At 30.6% G+C, this 15835-nt stretch carries 20 protein-coding genes; all 20 read left to right on the forward strand.

Features of this window, described 5'->3' with window-relative positions; all coding sequences use genetic code 11:
• Positions 1-6 precede the first annotated feature (6 nt).
• The 20 genes from AC1EJ5_RS02590 (at position 7) to ruvA (ending at position 15833) form a co-directional block, all read left to right on the forward strand.
• Complete coding sequence (locus tag AC1EJ5_RS02590) at positions 7-846, forward strand: YitT family protein (RefSeq protein ID WP_308749288.1); 840 nt, start codon at positions 7-9, stop codon at positions 844-846.
• Positions 815-1657 (forward strand): S1 RNA-binding domain-containing protein, encoded by an 843-nt coding sequence (locus tag AC1EJ5_RS02595; protein ID WP_308749289.1) that lies wholly within the window; start codon positions 815-817, stop codon positions 1655-1657. Before AC1EJ5_RS02590 ends, AC1EJ5_RS02595 begins: the two co-directional genes overlap by 32 nt.
• Positions 1658-1659: 2 nt before the next feature.
• Positions 1660-2406 (forward strand): peptidylprolyl isomerase, encoded by a 747-nt coding sequence (locus tag AC1EJ5_RS02600; protein ID WP_308749290.1) that lies wholly within the window; start codon positions 1660-1662, stop codon positions 2404-2406.
• 9 nt (positions 2407-2415) lie between these two features.
• Positions 2416-3804 carry a zinc-binding metallopeptidase family protein gene (locus AC1EJ5_RS02605; protein ID WP_223420304.1) on the forward strand — a complete coding sequence of 463 codons (1389 nt, stop codon included), beginning with the start codon at positions 2416-2418 and terminating at the stop codon, positions 3802-3804.
• Positions 3801-4145 carry a DUF1292 domain-containing protein gene (locus tag AC1EJ5_RS02610; protein ID WP_223420305.1) on the forward strand — a complete coding sequence of 115 codons (345 nt, stop codon included), beginning with the start codon at positions 3801-3803 and terminating at the stop codon, positions 4143-4145. The genes AC1EJ5_RS02605 and AC1EJ5_RS02610 overlap by 4 nt, the downstream gene beginning before the upstream one ends.
• 2 nt (positions 4146-4147) lie before the next feature.
• Positions 4148-5098: a tRNA modification radical SAM protein MnmL/YtqA gene (gene mnmL, locus AC1EJ5_RS02615; protein WP_308749291.1), complete on the forward strand. Its 951-nt coding sequence runs from the start codon at positions 4148-4150 to the stop codon at positions 5096-5098.
• Positions 5095-5523, forward strand: coding sequence for an ATP-binding protein (locus tag AC1EJ5_RS02620; protein ID WP_223420307.1), 429 nt, complete (start codon positions 5095-5097; stop codon positions 5521-5523). Before mnmL ends, AC1EJ5_RS02620 begins: the two co-directional genes overlap by 4 nt.
• Before the next feature lie 32 nt (positions 5524-5555).
• A complete protein-coding gene (locus AC1EJ5_RS02625) occupies positions 5556-6101 on the forward strand; it encodes a DUF6648 family protein (RefSeq protein ID WP_308749292.1) in 546 nt (181 codons plus the stop codon).
• Position 6102: 1 nt separating this feature from the next.
• A complete protein-coding gene (locus AC1EJ5_RS02630; RefSeq protein WP_308749293.1) occupies positions 6103-7059 on the forward strand; it encodes an RluA family pseudouridine synthase in 957 nt (318 codons plus the stop codon).
• A gap of 7 nt (positions 7060-7066) precedes the next feature.
• Positions 7067-7966 carry an ROK family protein gene (locus AC1EJ5_RS02635; RefSeq protein WP_308749294.1) on the forward strand — a complete coding sequence of 300 codons (900 nt, stop codon included), beginning with the start codon at positions 7067-7069 and terminating at the stop codon, positions 7964-7966.
• Complete coding sequence (locus AC1EJ5_RS02640) at positions 7959-8654, forward strand: response regulator transcription factor (RefSeq protein WP_223420311.1); 696 nt, start codon at positions 7959-7961, stop codon at positions 8652-8654. Before AC1EJ5_RS02635 ends, AC1EJ5_RS02640 begins: the two co-directional genes overlap by 8 nt.
• Positions 8645-10111, forward strand: a complete 1467-nt coding sequence (locus AC1EJ5_RS02645; RefSeq protein WP_308749295.1) for a sensor histidine kinase — start codon at positions 8645-8647, stop codon at positions 10109-10111. Before AC1EJ5_RS02640 ends, AC1EJ5_RS02645 begins: the two co-directional genes overlap by 10 nt.
• Entirely contained in the window at positions 10095-11579 is a 1485-nt protein-coding gene (locus AC1EJ5_RS02650; protein WP_308749296.1) for a hypothetical protein, read from the forward strand. The genes AC1EJ5_RS02645 and AC1EJ5_RS02650 overlap by 17 nt, the downstream gene beginning before the upstream one ends.
• 47 nt (positions 11580-11626) lie before the next feature.
• A complete protein-coding gene (gene rdgB, locus AC1EJ5_RS02655; RefSeq protein WP_308749297.1) occupies positions 11627-12223 on the forward strand; it encodes an RdgB/HAM1 family non-canonical purine NTP pyrophosphatase in 597 nt (198 codons plus the stop codon).
• Complete coding sequence (locus tag AC1EJ5_RS02660; protein ID WP_308749298.1) at positions 12204-12674, forward strand: YfcE family phosphodiesterase; 471 nt, start codon at positions 12204-12206, stop codon at positions 12672-12674. The genes rdgB and AC1EJ5_RS02660 overlap by 20 nt, the downstream gene beginning before the upstream one ends.
• A 9-nt stretch (positions 12675-12683) precedes the next feature.
• Positions 12684-13085 carry a hypothetical protein gene (locus tag AC1EJ5_RS02665; RefSeq protein ID WP_308749299.1) on the forward strand — a complete coding sequence of 134 codons (402 nt, stop codon included), beginning with the start codon at positions 12684-12686 and terminating at the stop codon, positions 13083-13085.
• Complete coding sequence (locus AC1EJ5_RS02670) at positions 13085-13822, forward strand: HAD family hydrolase (RefSeq protein ID WP_308749300.1); 738 nt, start codon at positions 13085-13087, stop codon at positions 13820-13822. The genes AC1EJ5_RS02665 and AC1EJ5_RS02670 overlap by 1 nt, the downstream gene beginning before the upstream one ends.
• Before the next feature lie 185 nt (positions 13823-14007).
• Positions 14008-14721 carry a hypothetical protein gene (locus AC1EJ5_RS02675; protein ID WP_223420318.1) on the forward strand — a complete coding sequence of 238 codons (714 nt, stop codon included), beginning with the start codon at positions 14008-14010 and terminating at the stop codon, positions 14719-14721.
• Between the two features lie 27 nt (positions 14722-14748).
• The gene (gene ruvC, locus AC1EJ5_RS02680) at positions 14749-15243 is read left to right on the forward strand and encodes a crossover junction endodeoxyribonuclease RuvC (protein ID WP_223420319.1); all 495 of its coding nucleotides are present in this window, start codon (positions 14749-14751) and stop codon (positions 15241-15243) included.
• Positions 15243-15833 (forward strand): Holliday junction branch migration protein RuvA, encoded by a 591-nt coding sequence (gene ruvA / locus AC1EJ5_RS02685; RefSeq protein WP_308749301.1) that lies wholly within the window; start codon positions 15243-15245, stop codon positions 15831-15833. The genes ruvC and ruvA overlap by 1 nt, the downstream gene beginning before the upstream one ends.
• Positions 15834-15835: the final 2 nt, after the last annotated feature.

Here is a 15835-nt window from a genome sequence, read left to right on the forward strand (position 1 = left end):
GGTTGTATGAAAAAATACCTTTGGATTTTGTTTGGATCCTTTCTTATAGCAGGAGGATTGTATTTTTTTCTACTTAGCCAAGATATAGCAGCTGGAGGAATATCAGGTTTTGCGCTCGTAGTATCTAAGGGATTACCATTTATAAATTTGGGTATGGTCAACCTCTTATTAAACGTGATAGTCTTAATCGCTGGTATGGTTTTTATAGGTTTTGATTTTGCAAAAAAATCTCTCATATCATCCCTAGCAGTGTCAGCATATATACTTGTGTTTGAAAAAATTGTTCCAAATGTTAGTCTAGGCAATGACAAGATAATAAATATAATATTTGGATCGATTATAGTTTCTTTGGGTCTTGCAATAGTATTTAACCATGAAGCTTCTTCAGGTGGGACAGACCTAATCGCAGCAATATTTAATAAGTACTTTAATGTACCCCTTCACGTCTGTTTGTTTTTTGCAGACTTCGTGGTTGTGGTTTCATCAGCTTTCATAATAGGTATTGACCTTGCCATGTATGCCACCCTTGCGATTATGATTCAATCTATAGGCTTTGATTATTTCATGCAAGGATTTGGTAGAAAAATATCTATCATGGTTATTTCTGATAAGTACAGGGAAATTAATGAGATGCTAGTTAATAAGCATGAAAAAGGCGTTACCCTTATTGAAGCTGAGGGTGGATATTCTCATAATGAGAAAAAAGTTGTAATGACTATAACAAGTGTTAGGACATTTCCTGCAATCAAAGATGATATTTTACAAATAGATGATAGAGCCTTTGTATTTACATATACAATCTCAGAAGTATTGGGTGAGGGCTTTACCTACAACCAATTGGATTAGGAGAATTATTATAAAAGAATTTATTATAAAAAGATTTACAAAAAACAAAGCATATTTAAAAACAAAACTTGGTGATGCTGTGATGGATAAGGACCAGGTTAAGGATTACAGGCAAAATGATAAAGTAGAAGCTTATCTATATAAGGATTTAAATGAAGTTTTAAGGGCGAGTCGAGTTCTTCCTTATAAACCCGGTAAGATTTATGATTTAAAGGCCGTTGAGGTTACTAAAAAAGGTGTTTACTTTGAAATAAAAGGGGGACACGCATTCCTACCATTTGAAGAAAGAACTTACAAAATCTTAAAAGATATGGTTTATCCTCTTTCCTTTAAGGAAGAAGACGGATATTTATACCTAACTAGCAAGATAAGAGAACTTTTAACCAATGATCATAATTTTAAGGAAAATGACATTGTTAAAGGCAGGATTTATTCAATAAATAAATCAATTGGAGCCTTCGTAGTTATTGACAATAAATACGATTCATTAATTAGAATTAAGGAACTAAAAGGTGTATATATCGAAGGTGAAGAAATTACAGCTAGGGTCAAAGAAGTAAAAAGTGACGGTAAGATTGAACTTTCTCTTAGACAAAGAGCTTATTTAGAAATAAATAACGATAGCGATAAAATTTTAGACTACCTCTATCAAAATGGAGGAGTTTGCGATGTTTCTGATAATTCATCACCAGAAAAAATTTATTCATATTTTTCTATGAGCAAATCTTCATTTAAAAGAGCTATTGGTCGCTTGTATAAAAATAAAGATATAAAAATATTTAATAATAGAATTGAACTAAACGAAAGGTAAGTATGGAGAATAATAATAAACTTTTAGCAGAAGTTAATGGCAAGAAAATATATAGAAATGATGTTATCGCTTTTATGCAAAATATTGAAGGCGGTGCAAGGTTTCAAAATGAAGAAGGTATCAAGGTCCTAACTGATGAGATGGTAAATCAAGAAATAATTCTTACCGATGCCTACAAAAACAAACTAGATACAGATGATGAGTTTCAAAACGAACTAAAACTTGTCAAGGATAATATGCTTAAAAATTATGCAATGCATAAGATTTTTGAAAGTGTTAATCCAACAGAAGATGACCTTAGAACTTATTATGATGAAAATAAGGAAGTGATAAGCCCAAATAAGACTTATACAGCTAGTCATATCTTAGTAGATGATTTAGATAAGGCAAATGAAGTATATAAAGAAATTGAAAATGGGCTGGACTTTAAGGAAGCGGCAAAGAAATATTCAAAAGATCCATCTGCAGCTAGCGGTGGCTCTCTAGGAACCTTCCCAAAAGGAGTTATGGTAAAAGAATTTCAAGATGGTCTTGATAGCTTAAAGATTGGAGAAATATCAAAACCTGTTAAATCACAATTTGGATACCATTTAATTTATCTTGAAGATGTAAAAAATGAAGAAGCAAAAGCTTTTGATGAAGTAAAAGATCAGGTTTATCAAACATATCTTATGGTAAAGAGACAAGAAAAATACTTAGAGAAACTAAACGAAATCTCAAAGGATGCAGAAGTTAAAAAATATTATTAGGCAGGCCTTATGGCAAGTGAAAGCACAAAATCAAATTTCAAAAAATTTATAGAATGTTTTAATACGAAGGTAATAGAAGAGGATTCTTTTCCGACAATAGTAGGGACAATTCTAAAAACAGCCAGTGAAAATGGATACAAGATAATAGATTTAGAAGAATCCTTTTATATACAAAAAGGAGAGAATCCATTAGCTTTACTACATTTAAACATTGATAGTCCGTCGGATATACCTTTCGATTTTTCAACATCAAACGACGGAAAATCCATTTTTAGCAAAGCTAATATTAACTTAATTTCATCTGCCATAGTTATAAATTATCTATTAACTAATTCCGCGCTCTCTTTTGATGTGCTATTATCCTATAGTAATATTCAAACAAAAATTGAAGATTATAGGGAAATAGTCGATGTATTAAGAACTAAGAATATAATAAATTTAAATTTAAGACAGGCTAATGCAGTAGCTGATGAATTTTCAAGTCTACTTTTATCTTTAATTACAGTTCCAGTTGATAGGTTTAAACCAGAATTTTCTTATAAAACCTATAGACTAGCTTTAAGTGATCTCATGGGTGGTCATGCTGGTGATAATATAAATAAAGTTAGAAAAAATTCTATAAAGATGATTATAGGGTTTTTTAGGAGACTAAAGTCAAAAGTGGATCTAGAAATGGTCTCCTTAACAGGAGGAGATAGGTATGATAATATACCATCTTCAGCAAATTTAGATTTTGTGATTAGTTCTGAATATGAAAATGATTTATCAAATGCTTTTGAAATCTATAAAAACGAAGAAATTGAGAAAAATCTACGCTATGAACCTGATATGAAATTCACTTGCCAAGAGATTGAAAATAAAGATATTAATCCAATAACTTCTGAATCATTTAACCACCTGGCTTCTTTCGTTGAATTATGTCCATCAGGTAGCTTCGCGGTTAATAGTTTAGACAATCAGATTATATCATCTTCTAATCTTGCCACAACTAGGACTATGAAAAATTCAATCAACATGATTTTGGTCTTAAGATCTCTAACTGAAGAGGGTATCAGGCAGATGCTTGAGAAAAGTAATCTTGCAGCTAGCATAGCAAAGTCAGAACTTGATGAAAAGATATATATTCCAAGTTTTAAGAATTCTGATAAAAGCTTTACAAAAATTTTTGAAGAATCTTATAATAATCTTTTTAATAGGCCAATAGAAGTTATTAAGACCCAATATTCACTAGATTCTAGAATAGTTTTCAAAAATCAAAATGTGAAGATGGTTTCATTAGGGGTAAAATATAAGCAAGACGAAGAATATTTCTATACTCAATTAGATGATATCTTAACGGTAATAATTTTAATTGAAAATGTATTCGACAAACTAAAAGAAATTAAGGAGCAACTATGACAGAAAGATTTGATATTCACGGTCATGATGTAGTTTTTAATAAAAACGAAGGCAAGGCTGTAATAGCTATTCAACTAGGTGAGACAGAAGAAGAATGTCTTTTAATAGACATCTTCAGTGTAGATGATAAGGAATACATCGCTCTACTTTCTGGAGAATCTTCAGAAATTTACCTATTTAGGTACACAGACATATATGGTGAAGAAAACATAGAATTAACTATGATTGATGATGAAGATGAAATTGATGACGTCTTCCATATCTTTAGTCATTACTGGACAGATGAAAAGATTGATGATCTAATCGATGAATACGACGCAGAGGCAAATTCAGAAGAATAATAATGACCCAAGTATATTATAAGGTCAGTGATTATTATAAGGAAACCTACAAGGAAAAAGTCTATAAATTGCCAATAAAGCTCCCGCTTACATGTCCTAATAGAGATGGGGCATGTGGTTATGGAGGCTGTATATATTGTTCAGAAACTGGTGGTTCATTTGAAAATTTAGATTCAAGTTTGACAGTAACCAATCAGTTATCAAAAAATAAAGAATATATAGCAAAAAAATATAAGGCAAATAAATTTATAGCATATTTTCAAAATTTCTCTAATACCTATATGAATTTAGAAGATTTCAAAAAAATAATTAGAGAATGTGAGAAGGACTATATAGTTGGAATATCTATTGCAACGAGAAGTGACTGTATTACCGAAGATAAGCTGATATTTTTATATAAATGGCATGAAGAAACAGGCATTGATATAACAATAGAGCTTGGGCTTCAGACAGCAAATTACAAGACTTTAAAAATCCTTAATAGAGGTGAGAGCCTTTCAGATTTCATTCTAGCCTGTAATCTTATAAATAAATACGGGTTTAGGATATCGACCCATGTAATTTTAGCTTTACCTTGGGATGATATTAGTGATACAATAGAGACGGCAAGGATATTAAATGCCTTAAATGTAAAAGAAGTAAAAATTCATTCTTTGTTTATAGCTAAGAATAGTAAACTAGGCCAAATGTATGTTGATGGTCAGATACAATTAAAAAGCAAAGAAGAATATCAAAAAAATGTCATTGAATTTTTGAGGCATATAAATTCTGATTGCGCTATAGCAAGACTTGTAGGAAGAGCTCCAGAAGAAGAAACAATTTTCTGTAACTGGGATAGGTCATGGTGGCTTATCAGGGATGAAATAGTATCTTTCATGGAGGAAAATTCTATAATACAAGGCGACAAAAGTAAGAAAATAATTTATGAAAAAATAAAGGGGGATAAATTATGATTTATTTAGTAGTAGGAGAACAAGGAACTGGAAAAACAAAATATCTTGTAGAAGAAGCAAACCACGAAAAAGAAATTGGTAATTCAAATATTGTATTTGTAGATACTGATGATAGCCAAGTAAGAATTCTTGATCACAAGATTAGGTTAATCAATGCAAAAAGCTATAAGATTAGAACTGTTGAAGCTTTAATAGGATTCATTTCTGGAATTCTTGCTCGCGACTATGATATAGGAAAAATTTATATTGATGGAATATATGATATTGTTGATATAAATGAGGAAGATATTAAAGATCTAATTGAAAGATTGAATGCCCTATCAGAATATTCTAAATCAGATATTTACCTAGGATTAGATTGGAAAAAAGAAGACGTTCCTCAAACAGGTCAAGCAGAAATTATTGAACTTAAATTAGAGGATTAATTTAAACCGTCTCTTTGAGACGGTTTTTTATTATGATAGTAGAAAAGCAAAAATTAAATTTATTTGAAGAATGGAGAATTGAATCTATTGATTTATTATCTGATAAAAAGATAGACAAGGATGAGTTTTTAAAAAGGAATTATAACTTTATTATTAATTTGGGCTTAAAGCCTTTTTCTAATATTAGAGACCTCGATGAAGCTATATATAATTATCAGTATTATAATATAATGGCTAAGTTTGCTAATGCGAAGGCTTTCTTGTGCCAAAATTCACCGAAGAAGAAAAAAATTCATACAAGACTCATTAATGATAGGGAAAATTTTTATTATCTGAAAGATTTGGCAACTGAATCTTTAATTGATATGGTTGGACCTGAAGATATTGAATCTTATTTTATAAGCTTAAAATCAAAAAGACTTACCGGCGAGATATTCGAAATACAGGTAAAATCTTGCAACAAACTAATACTTCATTCTAAGAATAAAAAAATACTAAATAAATTAAGGCAAAAAAAAGTTTTTTGCGAAGAAATCAGAGAATCTTTAATAGATTCTTATGTAAATAGAAGTTTTTAAAATGATAGAAATAATTGTAAGCAAAAATCAAAGTGACCAAAGGTTCGATAGGTTTTTAAGAAAATACTTTGAGAATGCACCACTTTCTGTAATTTCAAAAAATATCAGAAAAAAGAATTTTAAAATTAATGACAAAAGAGCTAAGAATAATGATTTCGTTTATGAAGGAGATGTAGTTAAGATGTATATCTCAGACGAAGATTACAACAAATGGCTAACAAAAATTGATTTTGTACCTGGAGATTTCTATTTGGATATAGTCTATGAAGATGATAATATTATCATCATGGATAAAGACTATGGCGAATTAACACACGCAGCAAGTAAGGCTGACTATGGAAATAACCTTGTTGATAAGATGCTATCTTACCTTTATAAGACTAGATCTTTTGATATGTCTGATAAGACCTTTAAGCCTGCTGTTGTAAATAGGCTCGATAGGAATACGGCTGGGCTGGTAATTGGTGCAAAAAATAGTAAGACACTAAGAAGCTTAAATAAGGCAATAAGAGAAAATAGAATGGATAAATACTATTTGACCATAGTATCTGGAAGGGTAGATCAAGATTTTAAAATTGATAGTGTCATTTCTAAAAATGAAAATAAGAACAAGGTTAAAAAAAGTAAAGATGGTAAGGAAATACTTACATATTTTAAGGCTTTAGAGACAAATGACAGGTATTCTTTCTTAGAATGTAAGTTAATTACCGGTAGGACCCATCAGATAAGATACTCACTAAAGGAAAACGGCACTCCTATACTTGGCGATAGGAAGTATGGCGATAGGACAGTTAATAAAGAAGTTAAGGATATATTTGGAATTAATAACCATATACTTCTAGCTTATAAACTAATTTTCCCAGAGATTGAGGGCCTAGAGTATCTAAAGGATAAAGAATTTCTATCAGATAAGTATGATGATATGATAGAATTTAAAGAAAAAATAATGAGTAAATGAGGAAAAAATGGCAAAAGTAATTGGAATTGATATAGGTGGAACAAAAATAAATGCATGCTTAGTAGATGAAGAAGGCAATATTATTGAAAGGCACATGATGGATACAGAAGCTAACAAGGGTAGGGATATAGTTCTTGAAAATATTAAGAAGGCTATCCATAGTCTTTCATATGAAAAAGCTAGTGCTATTGGAATAGGCACACCTGGCTTCATAGATTCAGAAAGAGGTATTGTCACATTTGCTGGAAATATCAATGGATGGACTGGTCTTAACCTTAAAGAAGCAATAGAGTCATATATGGACATTCCAGTATTTGTTGAAAATGATGCTAATATAGCCATAGTAGCGGAGAAGTGGATTGGAGCTTGCAAGGACTGCGAAAATGTAGTTATGATTACACTGGGTACAGGACTAGGTGGAGCTATAATAACAAAAGACGGTGGGCTACTTTCAGGAGCACATTTCCAAGGTGCTGAACTTGGCCATATGATGCTTCATCCAGGTGGAAACTATTGTACTTGTGGACAGTATGGATGTGCTGAAGCCTATTGCGCAGGTCCAGCCATAAGTGAAGATTATTTTAGATTAACAGGCAAAAGACTTACTGGAAAGGAAATATTCGGACTCGTTGATGAAGATGAAAAGGCTAAGGAAGTTTTAGAAAATTACCAATCAAACCTTGCATATTTTTTAACATCTCTTAGAAATATTTTTGACCCTGAAGCAATAGTTATTGGCGGGGGAATTATAAATTCAAAAGATATTTGGTGGGATGGAACTATTGAAAAATTCAAATCTTACTGTAATAAACCATACAATATTGATATTAGACCAGCAGAATTTTTAAATGATGCAGGTGTTATTGGTGCTGCAAAGATTGCCTTTGAGAGGATGGATAATGAATAATAAAATCTTGATTCTAGATGATGAAGATCCAATAAGACAATTTATGAAAATAAACCTTGACTATCAAGGTTATCAAACCGTTGAAGCATCAAGTGGTGAAGAAGCACTTAGAATTTTTGAAGAAGAAAAACCTGCAGTAGCTATTTTAGATATCATGCTTCCAGGCATAAGCGGTTATGAAGTTTGTGAGAAAATACGTGATAAATCTCCTATGACAGGAATCATTATGGTTTCAGCTAAAAGTCAGGATATAGATAAGATTTTGGGGCTTGAAAAGGGTGCTGATGATTATATTATAAAGCCTTTTAACCCTCAGGAGTTAATTTTAAGGGTGAAATCTTTGATGAGAAGAGTCAATTTAAATCCTGCTGGAGAAAGCAGCGATGAAGTAAAAAGTCTTACAGACGGCCCATTTACCTTAGATATTTATTCTAAAACATTTTTCAAAAATGACCAGGAAATAGATGTTACTCCAACAGAATTTACAATCCTAGAGTATTTTATAAAAAATAAAGGTAAAGCAATGACTAGGGATGAAATAATGAAAGAGACATGGGGCGATAATTACAGCAATGATACAAAAATTGTCGACGTAAACATAAGAAGGATAAGAGCTAAAATTGAAGAAAATCCTGCAAAACCAGAATATATAGAAACCGTTTGGGGAACCGGATATAGATGGAAATAGGAAAAAGCTTTAAAAAAACTACAGAAACAACTAAAAATTTAATTGGGTCAAAAAGCATTAAATATACTGTAATAAAGATAATAATGCTTTTTGTACTCACAATTGTAATTGGCTTTGAGATTTTTGCCTACAATTCAATTAAAAATTATTATGAATCATCCCTAATTTCGTCAATGAAAAACCAAGCGAGAATTAGTCAGCTTCAGTATTCTTCATATATGTCAAGGTATGATCTTCAGGAAGTAATAATAGGAGATAAAAATCTTTTTTATAGGCAAAACGATAGCCAAGTTCAAATCCTTGACAACTCAGGTGTTGTTTTGTTTGATTCAATCGCTTCTTCTGAAATTGGTTCTATACTGAATACAAAGGACATAATAGAAGCCAGGGAAGGTGGAACTGGCATAAATAAAGATACTAATATAGACTCTAAAGAACAGGTTTTATCAATATCCTACCCATTAAAGGCATCTGACCAACAAGTTGGTATTCTTAGGTTAACTAGTTCTATGGATAGGGTAAATAAACAAATTAATAAGGATGCATTTATATATCTTTTATTTGGAATTATTATAAGTATATTAGCCCTGCTAGTTTCATTTATAGCTGCAAAAAGTTTTATACAACCAATTAAAGAATTGATTGGTGTATCAGAAGTACTTGCCCAAGGAGATTATACAATTAAGGCTGATGACTCAAGGGAAGATGAGATTGCTGAATTAGCTTCAACCATCAACCTATTGAGTGAAAATGTAGTCAAGAGAGAAGATATGAAAAATGAATTTATATCTTCTGTTTCTCATGAATTAAGGACACCTTTAACATCAATTAAAGGATGGGCTATAACTCTACAATCAGAAACTATTCAAAAAGATCCAGATATGGTTAGCCAAGGCCTAAAGATTATAGAATCAGAAGGAGATAGGCTTTCTATGATGGTTGAAGACTTACTAGACTTCTCAAGGCTATCTTCAAGTACTTTTAAATATGAAAAAGAAAAAATTGATATAGTGGATTTAGTTAAACAAGTGCACACTCAACTTTTACCAAGATGCCAATCAGATGGAATCAAATTTACTTTTACAACTTATTATAAATCTTTATTTATAAATGCGGATACAAATAGGATGAAAGAAGTATTTATAAATATTATTGATAATGCTATTAAGTTTACAGATTTAGGCGGAAATATAGATATTGTTATAGATTTAAATGATAATGATATCGAAATAAGCATTAAAGATGATGGAGAAGGGATAAAGGAAGATGAAATTGCTTTTGTAGCAAGTAAGTTTTATAAAGGGTCTTCATCAAAGTCTCAAACAGGTTTGGGGCTTTCTATTTGTGAAGAAATTGTAAAAGCCCATGACGGTAAACTTATCATAAAGTCCAAGTATGGTATGGGTACTGTCGTAAGCGTAGTATTACCGAGGTTAGAAGATGAAAAGACTATTTAAACTATTAATAATATTTACTCTTGCAATAATTTTTTCATCATGTGTAAATGCTTATAAAGATGATCTTAGTGATTTAATTCAAACTCCTAAGCAAAATAATCCAATAATTGAGGGAACTTGGGAAGTAGTAGAAGTTAAGGGAAATAACTCAGAGGATAAGTCTAATAATATAAAATTAGGCGATAAATTATATGTAAATAAAAATTTAGTTGCCATAAATGATTCCTATGCTTTTCCTCCAAGCTTTTCATCTAAGTATGTAAAATTATCAGATTATTTAAAAAATAGGGGAATAGATACCAAGGCTGATTTTAAAGATAGAAATGTCATAGTTATTAACGCTTCTCAGGGGCAATTATTTTCAAGGGATTTAATAATTACTGGTGATAAGTATTTATTTTTGATTAAAGACGAAAATATTATAAGTCTTAAAAAAATTTCTGATAAGGTTGACTCTAAAGTCCAAGATACTTACGCTAAACTCGCTTCTAAAGAGAGGATTACTACTGATGATGGGGAAGATATAGCCGAGGATTTATCTCTTCTCCTAGGCGTAAGAGAAAGGGTAGATCCTGAAAGCGATGATCCTATTTATAAGTATTACACATATTTAATAAGGGTAGAACCAGATGATACAATTAAGTATCAAAAATCGGAGGATATCTTTATTAAAAACCAAGACGAATATTGGAGAGTATCTCTAGATATAAATAATTTTACTGATTTATATGATGAAATAAGGGCTTATCCTGTAAAGGTTAAAGAAAAAGAAAATGATGAGCTTCTTTTAAAAAATTACACTTTTAAGGATATAAATCTAAATATGAGACTTAACTTCATATCAAAGGATTTTATTTCAATAGATTATACCAATAATGATGATTCTAATCCTATTAGAAAATATGCCTTAATGGAAACAAATAATATAGCAGATAATAAGTTTATGTCAATTGAAGAATTTACTGGGGAAGACCAAAGTGACTTAATTTTTAAAGAGAAGGTTAAAGATGAAATAAACAAAAACTTCCCAAAAACCGATGTTAATGATATAAAAGTTGATAATACTAACTTCGGTATCGTAAGAAATCAAGGGATATGGACATTCCAATCTTCAATTTTTAAAGGGAATGGAGATGAGTTTGTTCAAAATTTCTTTAATGTTGATATAGCGATTGGAGATTCTATTTTAAATCCTGGTAATCAAATTATCAATAGAGATCAGGTCTTTAATATCAATACACAATTTAAGGATTATTTGGTTTTAGCCAACCAAAGATATATCCTAATTCAAACACCAGATGAAATATTAATCCATAGGATAAAGGATGGGATAATAGAAAAAACACCTGTCTATGCCATTGCAACAAGAGTGCCAGCTACAATTGTTAGTGTTGACCAATATTTAGGTTCTAATGCAACAGATGTAGAAAAGGCATTTGAAAAGTATAATTATATAATAGAAAAATAAGATTGACTTACTCATTCATTATTTGATATTATTTAATAGGAGATAGTATGGAACTAGTTTTTGCAAGTAACAATATAAATAAATTAGAACAAGTAAAATTACTTTTAGATAACGATAAAGTTCTTATGCCAAAAGATATTGGTATTGAAGGCTTTGATGTTATTGAAGATGGACATACTCTTAAAGAAAATGCCTTTAAAAAAGCAAATGAACTATATAAATTATGCAAGAAAAGAGTTTTTTCTGATGATACAGGTCTTTTTGTAAAGGCGCTTGATAATAGGCCTGGCATATATGCTCATAGGTATGCAGGCGAAGATGCCACAGATAAGGATAATAGGGATAAGCTTTTAGATGAATTATCAGATAAGGCTAACCGAGATGCCTATTTTTTAACAGTAATTTGTTTTATTGATGAAGATGGCAAAGACTATTATTTCGAGGGAAGACTTGATGGTACAATCTCTGAGATTGAACTTGGAGATGGCGGATTTGGATATGATAAGATTTTTTATGTCAAAAAATACGAAAAAAGCCTAGGACAAATGGATATAAATTTTAAAAACCAAATAAGTCATAGAGGCCTTGCTATGAAGGAATTTAAAAAGTTTCTGGAAGATAAATATGAAAATCTTAATAACTAGTGATACCCATGGTTATTATGGAAGGATTTCTGACTTAATATTAGACCATGGTGACTTTGATCTTATGATTCATGCTGGTGATGGTGTAGAAGATTGTAAGAATATAAATTACGAAACTGGTATAGAATATTATGTTGTGAAGGGAAATAATGATTTTTTCTCAAATGAACCCTATAATAAGATTATAGAAATTGCTGGTTATAAAATTTTTTTAACCCATGGGCATAAGGAACATGTGGATTTTTCTATGGATGATCTTATTGAAAAATCAAAATCATTTGGGTGTGATATAGCTATATTTGGTCATATCCATAGGTATGTTAATATAAATAAGTCAGGGATACTGATTTTGAATCCAGGATCACCATTTCTACCAAGAGATGGAGCTCCTTCTGCAATGATTATGACTATAGATGATGACCTTAAAATAGATAAAGTCTTATTAGACTAAGGAGATAAGATGAGTGGATTAATTAATTTAATAAGTGAATATTCTTCAAGACTTGCGATATTACCAATCCTAGTCCTTATGAATGCGATTATCACAATCATAATTCATTTTATTAATAGAAAAAAGATACTTAAATTTTTGCCATCACTAGTAATTGGCATTGCAGCCTTAGTTGTAGGAATTTATTCTATAACTATTTTTAATACACCGATGGGACTTAATACTGCTTGGATTGCTGTATTTTTAGGTTCTGCAGCCTTAGTTGGTGTTTGCGTAGGTTTTATTATTGATCTTATCATATCAATAAAGAGAAATATGGGATTTAATGAAGAAAAATCTGCAAATAATCATGTTAAAAAATATTTAAATGAAGATAAAGCGTTTAAGGCTAAAAGAAAAAGGAAAAAATGATGAGTAAAGCAGCTTTTTTTGATATAGATGGAACACTTTTTAGGAATTCCTTGCTCATTGAGCATTTTTTAAAACTAGTAGATGCAGGAATTCTTGATAGAAAAATTTGGACTGATGAGATAGGTCCTCTATATAGTAAGTATGAAAATAGGTTTGGAGCTTATGAAGATTATTTAAACAAATCTGCTTTGGCCTATCAAAAAGCTATGATTGGTCTCGACAAAGAAATTGTTGATAAGTATGCCCAAATAGTACTTGCAGAGAATAAGGATAAGGTTTATAACGTAACCAGAAATGCTGTAAAAAAGCATATAGAAGAAGGATGCTTAATCTTTTTTATTTCTGGATCTCCAGACTTTTTGGTGGATGATTTTTCAAAGCTTTATAAGGCTACAGATTCTATATCAACCACCTATGTTTTTGATGAAAATAATAAATTTACTGGTAAAGTAATACCTATGTGGGATGGGGAAAGTAAATTAGGGGCTGTTGGTAAGCTTAAGGAAAAATATGATATTGACCTAAATAAATCCTATGCTTATGGGGATACAAATGGTGACATCACAATGTTTGACCTTGTTGGTAATCCTCATGCTATAAACCCATCTTTTGAATTAATCGAGAATTTATACAAGAATGAAGATTTAAGAAAAAAAGCCATTATAAATATAGAAAGAAAAGATGTTAATTATAATTTTGCTCTAAAAGATTTATCTGTAGAATTTTTCAAATTCTAAAAATATTTTTAATGAATTTTTTTAAAAAATAATCATTCTCAAAAGCTAAAACATCTAGGAGATATTCATTAATTAATTATTAATGAATATTTTTACCGCTAATTTAGCTTTTTTTATTTCTTATGGCAAATAAATCTAAATAAAAGACTTCGTTTTTATGTTAAAATAGTAGTCGAGGTAGAATAATGAAGGCAGAATTAAGGAATCCTATTCCAGTAATTGAAAAACTTGAATATAATTATTTAGTAGATGAAGATATATACTCATTAAATACCCTTATGTCTTTGTTATACGACAGAAATTTTATGAATTTCTCTAAGCACTCCTATTATGTTAAGGATTATTGCTTCAGGAATCTAAAAAAATATTTCTGGAACCTAGTAGATATTGACGAAATAATCAATAGTCTTAGTAGAAATATAGGTGGAGATATAGATAGGTATGAATATTTAATATCTATTAAGGCTCAATACAGAGCTTTTAGGTCGAAAAAAGCAGTTGATAAATTAGAATTTTTGTTAATTGAAGCTTTTGGGGTAGACTTTCTTCTTGATGGATCAAATATTTATTATAATAGGGAAGATAGGGATATTGTAAAAATAGGGAAAGCCATGAAAGATGTAATTTTCTCCAATAGAGAATTGGTTGCTTCTTTGAGACGTGACTTATATAATTTTGCTGATCTCTGCCTAAAGAAAAAGATTTATGCTATAGATATGTTGACACATAAACAGTTAACTTTTAACAAAGAAAGTATTTTTACAGAAGATATTACTACAAAACAAACTCAAAAAATATATGAAAAGACAATCAACTACCTTTATAGGTCCATAGTTGATACATATGCTGAGTATTATTATAGGGGTTTGATAAAAGAAGTATTTGAAAGGTATCAATAGGGCTAAATAAGCCCTTTTTTATTGGTTATGATAATTTTAGGAATAGATCCAGGTATAGCCATTATGGGCTATGGCGTGGTTGAATTTAAATCAAATAAGGTTAAAGTATTAGAAAATGGTGTGGTTACAACATCATCTAAGACCAGGACCCCTGAAAGACTTAAGATTTTATATGATCATTTGGATAAGATTATTAAGGAATACAAACCAGATGAATTTGCTATTGAGGAGTTGTTTTTCAATCAAAATGTTAAAACAGCTATTACAGTAGGTCATGCTAGGGGTGTTCAAGTTTTGTGCGCCCAAGATAACGGCTTAGATATATTCGAATACACACCTCTACAAATTAAGCAAGCTATAACTGGTTATGGGAGGGCGAGTAAACAGCAAATGCAATTAACAATTACTACTCTTCTTAACCTAAAGAAAATACCTAAGCCTGATGATGCTGCAGACGCCTTATCGGTTGCCCTTTGTCATGTGCTTAGCCAAAGATTTAAAGAACAGTATAGGATGAATTAATGATTTCATACATAAAAGGTGATGTTAAGGAAATTAGTGAAGAGGGATTTGTTATAGAAAATAACAATATAGGTTATTTTATAAATTCTACTCTCACAAGTCTTTCAAACATCCAAATAAACAACGAATACAAAATTTATACATCAATGCAGGTAAGGGAAGATGATATTTCTATCTATGGATTTTATTCCAAAGAAGAATTAGAAATGTTTCTGCTTTTAATTTCTGTATCAAGTATAGGCCCAAAGATTGCCCTAGGCATGCTCTCATCAATAAGTTCTGATGAGATTAAGTTAGCAATTGTTAATAATGATATAGATAAGCTTACAAAAGCTAAGGGAATTGGAAAGAAAACTGCATCAAGGATTATCCTTGAATTAGTTGATAAAGTTAAGAAAATGGCTCTTCCAGATGCAAATAAGATAGAACAAGTTAGTCCAGTTGAAAACGACAATTTAGGTGTTGCTCGAGATGCTCTTAAGAACTTAGGCTATATGGAAAATGATATAGCAAGGGTCTTAAGTGAATTAAGAGATGCTGACCTAAGCCTTGAAGCTTTGATTAAAGAAAGTTTAAAAAGACTTATTTAGGT

This window comes from Anaerococcus sp. C0059F3 (genome assembly GCF_056590475.1).

Bases quoted from the DNA above. Each gene is read 5' to 3' on its own strand.
- AC1EJ5_RS02625 (WP_308749292.1), top strand. From the start codon at position 5,556: ATGATAGTAGAAAAGCAAAAATTAAATTTATTTGAAGAATGGAGAATT.
- ruvA (WP_308749301.1), top strand. From the start codon at position 15,243: ATGATTTCATACATAAAAGGTGATGTTAAGGAAATTAGTGAAGAGGGA.
- AC1EJ5_RS02590 (WP_308749288.1), top strand. From the start codon at position 7: ATGAAAAAATACCTTTGGATTTTGTTTGGATCCTTTCTTATAGCAGGA.
- AC1EJ5_RS02665 (WP_308749299.1), top strand. From the start codon at position 12,684: ATGAGTGGATTAATTAATTTAATAAGTGAATATTCTTCAAGACTTGCG.
- rdgB (WP_308749297.1), top strand. From the start codon at position 11,627: ATGGAACTAGTTTTTGCAAGTAACAATATAAATAAATTAGAACAAGTA.
- AC1EJ5_RS02660 (WP_308749298.1), top strand. From the start codon at position 12,204: ATGAAAATCTTAATAACTAGTGATACCCATGGTTATTATGGAAGGATT.
- mnmL (WP_308749291.1), top strand. From the start codon at position 4,148: ATGACCCAAGTATATTATAAGGTCAGTGATTATTATAAGGAAACCTAC.
- AC1EJ5_RS02620 (WP_223420307.1), top strand. From the start codon at position 5,095: ATGATTTATTTAGTAGTAGGAGAACAAGGAACTGGAAAAACAAAATAT.
- AC1EJ5_RS02605 (WP_223420304.1), top strand. From the start codon at position 2,416: ATGGCAAGTGAAAGCACAAAATCAAATTTCAAAAAATTTATAGAATGT.
- AC1EJ5_RS02675 (WP_223420318.1), top strand. From the start codon at position 14,008: ATGAAGGCAGAATTAAGGAATCCTATTCCAGTAATTGAAAAACTTGAA.
- AC1EJ5_RS02610 (WP_223420305.1), top strand. From the start codon at position 3,801: ATGACAGAAAGATTTGATATTCACGGTCATGATGTAGTTTTTAATAAA.
- AC1EJ5_RS02645 (WP_308749295.1), top strand. From the start codon at position 8,645: ATGGAAATAGGAAAAAGCTTTAAAAAAACTACAGAAACAACTAAAAAT.
- AC1EJ5_RS02650 (WP_308749296.1), top strand. From the start codon at position 10,095: ATGAAAAGACTATTTAAACTATTAATAATATTTACTCTTGCAATAATT.
- AC1EJ5_RS02630 (WP_308749293.1), top strand. From the start codon at position 6,103: ATGATAGAAATAATTGTAAGCAAAAATCAAAGTGACCAAAGGTTCGAT.
- AC1EJ5_RS02635 (WP_308749294.1), top strand. From the start codon at position 7,067: ATGGCAAAAGTAATTGGAATTGATATAGGTGGAACAAAAATAAATGCA.
- ruvC (WP_223420319.1), top strand. From the start codon at position 14,749: ATGATAATTTTAGGAATAGATCCAGGTATAGCCATTATGGGCTATGGC.
- AC1EJ5_RS02600 (WP_308749290.1), top strand. From the start codon at position 1,660: ATGGAGAATAATAATAAACTTTTAGCAGAAGTTAATGGCAAGAAAATA.
- AC1EJ5_RS02640 (WP_223420311.1), top strand. From the start codon at position 7,959: ATGAATAATAAAATCTTGATTCTAGATGATGAAGATCCAATAAGACAA.
- AC1EJ5_RS02670 (WP_308749300.1), top strand. From the start codon at position 13,085: ATGAGTAAAGCAGCTTTTTTTGATATAGATGGAACACTTTTTAGGAAT.